Source organism: Devosia sp. (genome assembly GCF_040509215.1).
Lineage (GTDB): Bacteria > Pseudomonadota > Alphaproteobacteria > Rhizobiales > Devosiaceae > Devosia.
The window spans coordinates 1-6,208 of the sequence record NZ_JBEVLL010000138.1 but is presented as its reverse complement, the minus strand read 5'-3'; the positions used below and the strand labels follow the sequence as shown (position 1 = coordinate 6,208).

Below are 6,208 nucleotides of genomic sequence, written 5' to 3'. Positions count from 1 at the left end.
GAACATTCCCGAAGCCCAGCTCAGCGGCCTGCTCATGGTGGAATGCCCGCGCCTGATTTTCCCGTTTGCCCGCCAGGTGCTCGCGAACGTCACCCAGCAGGGCGGCTTCCCGCCGCTGATGATGGAGCCGGTCGACTTCATGGCGATCTACCGCCAGAACCTTTCGGCCCTGGCTGCCAAGCAGCAGGCAGAAGGCGGCGCAGCCGCCGCTCCGGCAACCGACCTGCCGAACTAATTTTGGGATTTTTGGAATTTGAAGAACCCCGGCGGAAGCTGGGGTTTTTTGTTTTGGGTCGGCGGCTCGCCGGGCGAGGGGAGATTAGAGCTTCGGATGGTTATTCCGCCGCCGCGACCTCGGCATATTGGGCCCAGATGGCGCTTTCGCCCATTTTGCCCACAAAGGCTTCGTGCGCTGCGGCTTCGGCTGACGTCACGCGTGACGGGAGCGGGGTAGGGCGCGGCAAGGCGGCGATGCGGGTGGCAAGGGCGTCGCTGCCGTCGCTTTCGACTTCGGCCATGAGCGCGAGGCTCACCTGCTTGCCGCCGATCAGCTCGAGATAGACTTCGGCCAGGATCTCGCTGTCGAGGAGAGCGCCGTGGAGGGTGCGGCGCGAATTGTCGATGCCATAATGCTTGCAAAGCGCGTCGAGGCTGACGCGGGCGCCCGGGTGCTTTTTGCGGGCGAGCATGACCGTGTCGATGACTTCATTGCTCAGGATCGGCAGCCCAGCCCAGCCCAGTTCGGCATTCAAAAAGCCCATATCGAACGGGGCGTTGTGAATGATGAGGCGAGCGTCATCGATGAAATTGCGGAAATCGGCTGCCTTGTCCTTGAACAGCGGCTTGTCGGACAGGAACTCCTCACTCAATCCGTGCACGCGAAATGCCTCTTCGGGCATGGAGCGCTGGGGGTTGAGGTAGATGTGAAAGCTCTCGCCAGAGGGGATGTGATTGATCAGCTCGACGCAGCCGATTTCGACGAGGCGGTCGCCTTCGGCATGGGAAAGGCCCGTGGTTTCGGTATCGAGCACGATTTCCCGGATCATTTCTTTGGTCCCTTTGCCTTGAGGTCGGCGACTAAAGCGGCGACTTCGGCGTCGATGTCGTCGCGCGGGCGCGCCGTGTCGAAGAGATAGGTAGCCCGCTTCTTCTTGTCATCCTGCGGCATCTGCCGGGCAAGCAAGGTGTCGCGCTTTTCCACCGTCATGCCCGGTCGGGCCATGATGCGTGCAGCCTGAATCTCAGGGTCGACGAAGGTCACGGCAATCGCGTCAAAGCCATAATCGTAGCCGCTTTCAAAGAGCAGCGGCACCTCGACGGCCGCAGCCACATGTCCGGCCGCTTCCGCGCCGTCCATGAATTGCGCGATCTTTTGCCGGACCAGGGGATGAACCAGGGCTTCCAGCATCTTGAATTTTTGCGGATCGGCGGCGAGGCGTCGCGCCAGTTCCTGCCGATCGATCTTTTGGTCTCTGGTGACGCCGGGGAAGAGCGCCTCGACGGGCGCTACGGCTTCGCCTTCATAGAGCGCAGCGACAGCAGCATCGGCCGAAAAGGTAGGAATGCCGGCCTTTTCGAAGGCGGCGAGCAGGGTGGATTTGCCGGTGGCGATCGATCCAGTGACCCCGATCCGCCACATGGTCAGTGACCCAACGTCGCTTCGATGCGGGCGCGGAGGGCAGGCGTCACCTCCGGCCGGACCCCGAACCAATCGGCAAAGCCCGGCACCGCCTGATGCAGCAGCATGCCGAGGCCGTCGACTATCTGAAGGCGATGGGCCTGAGCGTCGGCGAGGAGGGGGGTGACGAGCGGGGTATAGACGATATCGGTGACGAGGCTGGTCTTGGGGAGCAGGCTCATGTCGAGCCAGTCGAAGCGGCTGCCATGCATGCCGATGGAACTGGTGTTGACGACAATGCCGATTTTTGGCGCGAGCTCGGCGAAGGCATCAAAGCCGTGAGCCTCGAAGGGGCCCTCGATTTCCTCGACCAGCGCTTCGGCATTGGCGAGGGTGCGGTTGAGAACGTGCACCTGGCCACCGTTTCGCTCACGCAGGGCAACGAGAATGGCGCGGGCAGCGCCACCGGCACCGATCACCAGCGCGTCGCGCGGACCATCGGACCAGCCGGGCGCTGCAGCGTCGAGATTGCCGAGGAAGCCGAGATAATCGGTATTGTAGCCGTGCACTTTGCCCTCGCGCACGACGAGCGTATTCACCGCGCCGATCGTCTTGGCGAGATCGTCGACGCTGTCGCAGAGGGCAAAAACCGCTTCCTTATGGGGAATGGTGACATTGCCGCCGGCAAATTCGCCGGCGCGCAGCCGCTCGAAAAAGGCCGGAAGATCGGCAGGCGCGACATCTATCGCTTCATAGGAGCCGTCAATGCCGTGCTCGGCGAGCCACGTGCCATGGATAAGCGGGGAGCGCGAATGGGCGATGGGGTGGCCGATGACGAAAGCTTTGGTGGTCACGTTTGATCAGGCCCTGACGGAGAGAAGCTCCGGAGCGATATCGCGCAAGGCGCCGATCAGGGGCAAGAGCGGCAGGCCAAGAATCGTGAAATAATCGCCAGTAATGGTCTCAAAGAGCCGAATGGACGGGCCTTCGAGGCGATAACCACCGACCGAGGTCAGGGCGGCTGGTCCCTCGAGATCAAGAACCAGGTCGCGTTCCTCCGGCTCGAACTGGCGCATGGTCAGTTCGGCGGTTTCGATATCGGACCAGAGCAATTCGCGATTGCGCATGAGCGCGATAGCCGCGTGAAGGCGGTGGGTCTTGCCGGCGAGATGGTCTAGCTGGCGCGCCGCGTCTTCGCGGTCGAGCGGTTTGTGGAGCAATTCGGTGCCCAAAGCCAAAGTTTGATCGGCACCGATCACATAGGCGTCAGGATGCAGTTTCGAGACCGCTTCGGCCTTGGCCTTGGCAAGCAGCCCGGCGAGATCGCGGCCATCGGCGCCAGCCTCCAAAGCCTGAGCTTCAAGCGCACGTTCATCGATATTGGCAGGGACCACTGAAAAGGAAAAAGAGGCCTTTTCCATCAAGGCTTTACGCGTCGGACTTGTGGAGGCCAGGATCAGCATGGGAACAAGTTTTTCCACACTGTCATCCCCAGCTCAAGACCAAACTGGGGGAAAGACTCGTAACTTTCGCCAGACGCGAAACTTGTTCGACCTATTCGATAAAAAGTTAACAATTCCTTTCCGAGGCTGTCGGAAGGGGGCTGGGGGAATCTGTGGGGATAAGTTGAAATCGGGGGAGGAGCTTTTCGACTCCCTCGTCCACAGGCAAAACCGAATCGTTGACTCGGGAGTCGCCCTGTTAAGGCCTTCTTAAACTCCATTAACGGGCCGGGCCAGCGATGGGTGCCACAGATGTTAACAGAGCGTTAACGTTGAGCTGCGCGCAAGTGCCGCCGCGCCTGCCGATTGTGGAGCGCCATGAATTACGGATACACACCGCCATAAAGAAGAAGATAGGAAGACTAAGAGTCTCTTTTAGGGTTTTTGAAGGGACGAAAGGGTGGGTTCAGTGACCAAGAAAAAATTGCTCGCAACGGTACTGGGGGAACGCCAGGACACGCCCCCGATGTGGATCATGCGACAGGCTGGTCGCTACCTTCCCGAGTATCGCGACGTAAGGACCAAGGCCGGCAGCTTTTTGGATCTGTGCTACAATCCCGATCTTGCGACCGAGGTAACGCTGCAGCCCCTGCGTCGGTTCGATCTCGACGCGGCAATTCTGTTCTCCGACATTCTGGTCATTCCCGATGCGTTGGGACAGAAAGTTCGCTTCGAAGTGGGTGAAGGCCCAATGCTCGAGCCACTTGCCGTAGCCGATGTGGATCGGCTCGAGCGCGGCGGGGCTTTGGATCATCTGGCGCCTGTGCTGGAGACCGTCCGGCGGCTGCGAGCGGCACTGGCCCCGGAAAAGACGCTGATCGGCTTCTGCGGGTCTCCCTGGACGGTTGCGACCTATATGCTCAACGGTCGGGGCTCGCCGGATCAATGGGTGGCGCGGCGCTTTGCGCTCGAACACCCTGCCGCGTTTTCAAAACTGATGGATGTGCTGGTTGAAACCAGCGTCGATTATCTCGTCGCCCAGCTTGGGGCAGGCGCGGACGTGGTGCAGCTTTTTGAAAGTTGGGCCCTCAATCTCGACGATGCGGCTTTTGAAACGCAGGTGATCGAGCCAAATCGGCGGATTGTCGAGGGCGTGCGGGCCAAGGTGCCGAATGCGCCGATCATCGGTTTTCCGCGCGGCGCGGCCGGCAATCTCAGGCGCTATGCCGACAAGACCGGCGTCAATGCGCTCGGTCTCGACTATGCGACGCCGCTATCGTTTGCCGATGACTTCCTGCCAAAGACCCTGCCGGTGCAGGGCAATCTCGATCCGCTGCGCCTCGTTATCGGCGGCAAGGCCATGGAAGACCGTGTGATCGAGATCAAGGCCGCGTTTGCGAACCGGCCGCATATCTTTAATCTCGGCCATGGCATCGTGCCCGAAACCCCGATTTCCCACGTCGAGCGGTTGGTCGAGCTGGTCAAGCAAAGTTGAGAAAAATCAAATGTATGAATGGGTGAAGGCGCTGCACGTCATTTCGGTCATCGCCTGGATGGCCGGCATGCTCTATCTGCCGCGGCTTTTCGTCTATCACACCAAGGCTGAAATCGGCTCCGTGCAGTCCGAAACCTTCAAGGTCATGGAGCGGCGGCTCCTCAAGGGCATCATCAATCCGGCGATGATTGCGACCTGGATCTTTGGCCTGACGATGATCCATCTCGGGGGCGTCGACTGGGGTTCGGGTTGGCCCTGGGCCAAGGCGGCAATGGTTCTCGCGATGAGTGGCGTGCATGGCATTCTTGCGGGCCATCAGAAGCGCTTTGCCCGGGACGAAAACGTTAGGGAACAGAAGTATTTCCGGATCATCAATGAGGTGCCGACGGTGCTGATGATCGGGATTGTGATCATGGTGATTGTGAAGCCGTTTTAGGGCATGGCTCCCCACGCGCGTGCCATTCGAGCTTAGCTCTCATGGCCTTCTCGGCTTGAAAGGCTCCACCGGAGCCTTTCATCCGCTGCGCGGAATGCCTCGAAGTTTCACGTGAATCTTCAAAATGTCGCTGTCGCACGGTTCCCATCTTGAAAACGGCCGGCGATCACGCTAAATGAAGCCATCAAGCATCCCTCCTTATGCGCGGCCGATTCCGGCGTTGCGCGGTGCATTCCCCAAAAATAAAATCTCTCCTCTACGATTTACCCCAAGGGTCCATCGCATCCATGCAGAATATCAAGCTCAGTGAGCTGAAGGCCAAATCCCCGGCCGAATTGCTGGCGTTCGCCGAAGAACTCGAAGTCGAGAATGCTTCGACCATGCGCAAGCAAGAGTTGATGTTCGCCATTCTCAAGGAATTGGCTTCGCAGGACATCGACATTGTTGGCGAGGGCGTGGTCGAGGTATTGCCAGACGGCTTTGGCTTCCTCCGCTCTCCTGACGCAAACTACCTTCCGGGCCCTGACGACATCTATGTCAGCCCCAGCCAGATCCGCCGCTTTGGCCTGCGGACCGGCGACACGGTCGAGGGCGAAATCCGCTCTCCCAAGGAAGGCGAGCGCTACTTTGCGCTTCTCAAAGTAAATACCATCAACTTCGAAGATCCCGAGGCGGTTCGCCACAAGGTCAACTTCGACAATCTTACCCCCCTTTACCCAGAAGAACGGCTCCGCATGGAGCTGCCCGATCCGACCCTCAAGGATCGTTCGGCGCGTCTTCTGGATCTGGTGGCGCCGCTCGGCAAGGGCCAGCGCGCCTTGATCGTTGCTCCTCCGCGTACTGGTAAGACCGTATTGTTGCAGAATATTGCACAATCGATCGCGACCAACCATCCGGAATGCTATCTCATCGTTCTGCTGATCGACGAACGTCCGGAAGAAGTGACCGACATGCAGCGCTCGGTGCGCGGCGAAGTCATCTCCTCGACCTTTGACGAACCGGCTTCGCGCCACGTCCAGGTCGCCGAAATGGTGATCGAAAAGGCCAAGCGCCTTGTCGAACACAAGCGCGACGTGGTCATCCTGCTCGATTCCATCACCCGCCTTGGCCGCGCCTACAACACCGTTGTTCCAAGCTCGGGCAAGGTTCTCACCGGCGGTGTTGACGCCAACGCCCTGCAGCGCCCCAAGCGCTTCTTCGGCGCGGCGCGCAATATC

8 protein-coding genes are annotated in these 6,208 nt (G+C 60.0%); 4 read left to right on the top strand and 4 right to left on the bottom strand.

Annotated features, from left to right (window positions below; all coding sequences use genetic code 11):
* On the top strand, positions 1-235 hold a 235-nt coding region (locus tag ABW043_RS07450), incomplete at its 5' end, for a protein-export chaperone SecB (protein ID WP_353920586.1).
* Between the two features lie 100 nt (positions 236-335).
* On the opposite strand, the gene dnaQ is transcribed toward ABW043_RS07450, so the two are convergent.
* From dnaQ to ABW043_RS07430, 4 genes are read right to left on the bottom strand one after another with little or no spacing between them, the layout of a single operon-like run.
* On the bottom strand, positions 336-1,043 hold the full coding sequence (dnaQ, locus tag ABW043_RS07445; protein WP_353920587.1) for a DNA polymerase III subunit epsilon: 708 nt from the start codon (positions 1,041-1,043) through the stop codon (positions 336-338).
* Positions 1,043-1,639 (bottom strand): dephospho-CoA kinase, encoded by a 597-nt coding sequence (coaE, locus tag ABW043_RS07440; RefSeq protein WP_353920585.1) that lies wholly within the window; start codon positions 1,637-1,639, stop codon positions 1,043-1,045. The genes dnaQ and coaE overlap by 1 nt, the downstream gene beginning before the upstream one ends.
* Before the next feature lie 2 nt (positions 1,640-1,641).
* A complete protein-coding gene (locus ABW043_RS07435; protein ID WP_353920584.1) occupies positions 1,642-2,472 on the bottom strand; it encodes a shikimate dehydrogenase in 831 nt (276 codons plus the stop codon).
* Between the two features lie 6 nt (positions 2,473-2,478).
* Complete coding sequence (locus ABW043_RS07430; RefSeq protein ID WP_353920583.1) at positions 2,479-3,099, bottom strand: Maf family nucleotide pyrophosphatase; 621 nt, start codon at positions 3,097-3,099, stop codon at positions 2,479-2,481.
* A 430-nt stretch (positions 3,100-3,529) separates the two neighbouring features.
* On the opposite strand from ABW043_RS07430, the gene hemE reads away from it, so the two are divergent.
* The 3 genes from hemE to rho all read left to right on the top strand — a co-directional run.
* A complete protein-coding gene (gene hemE, locus ABW043_RS07425) occupies positions 3,530-4,555 on the top strand; it encodes a uroporphyrinogen decarboxylase (RefSeq protein ID WP_353920582.1) in 1,026 nt (341 codons plus the stop codon).
* A gap of 10 nt (positions 4,556-4,565) precedes the next feature.
* Entirely contained in the window at positions 4,566-4,991 is a 426-nt protein-coding gene (gene hemJ / locus ABW043_RS07420) for a protoporphyrinogen oxidase HemJ (protein WP_353920581.1), read from the top strand.
* Between the two features lie 287 nt (positions 4,992-5,278).
* A partial coding sequence (gene rho, locus ABW043_RS07415; RefSeq protein WP_353920580.1) for a transcription termination factor Rho occupies positions 5,279-6,208 on the top strand: 930 nt, incomplete at its 3' end.

Excerpts from the sequence above, each read along its gene's own strand:
- hemJ (WP_353920581.1), top strand. The coding sequence starts at position 4,566 with ATGTATGAATGGGTGAAGGCGCTGCACGTCATTTCGGTCATCGCCTGG.
- coaE (WP_353920585.1), bottom strand. The coding sequence starts at position 1,639 with ATGTGGCGGATCGGGGTCACTGGATCGATCGCCACCGGCAAATCCACC.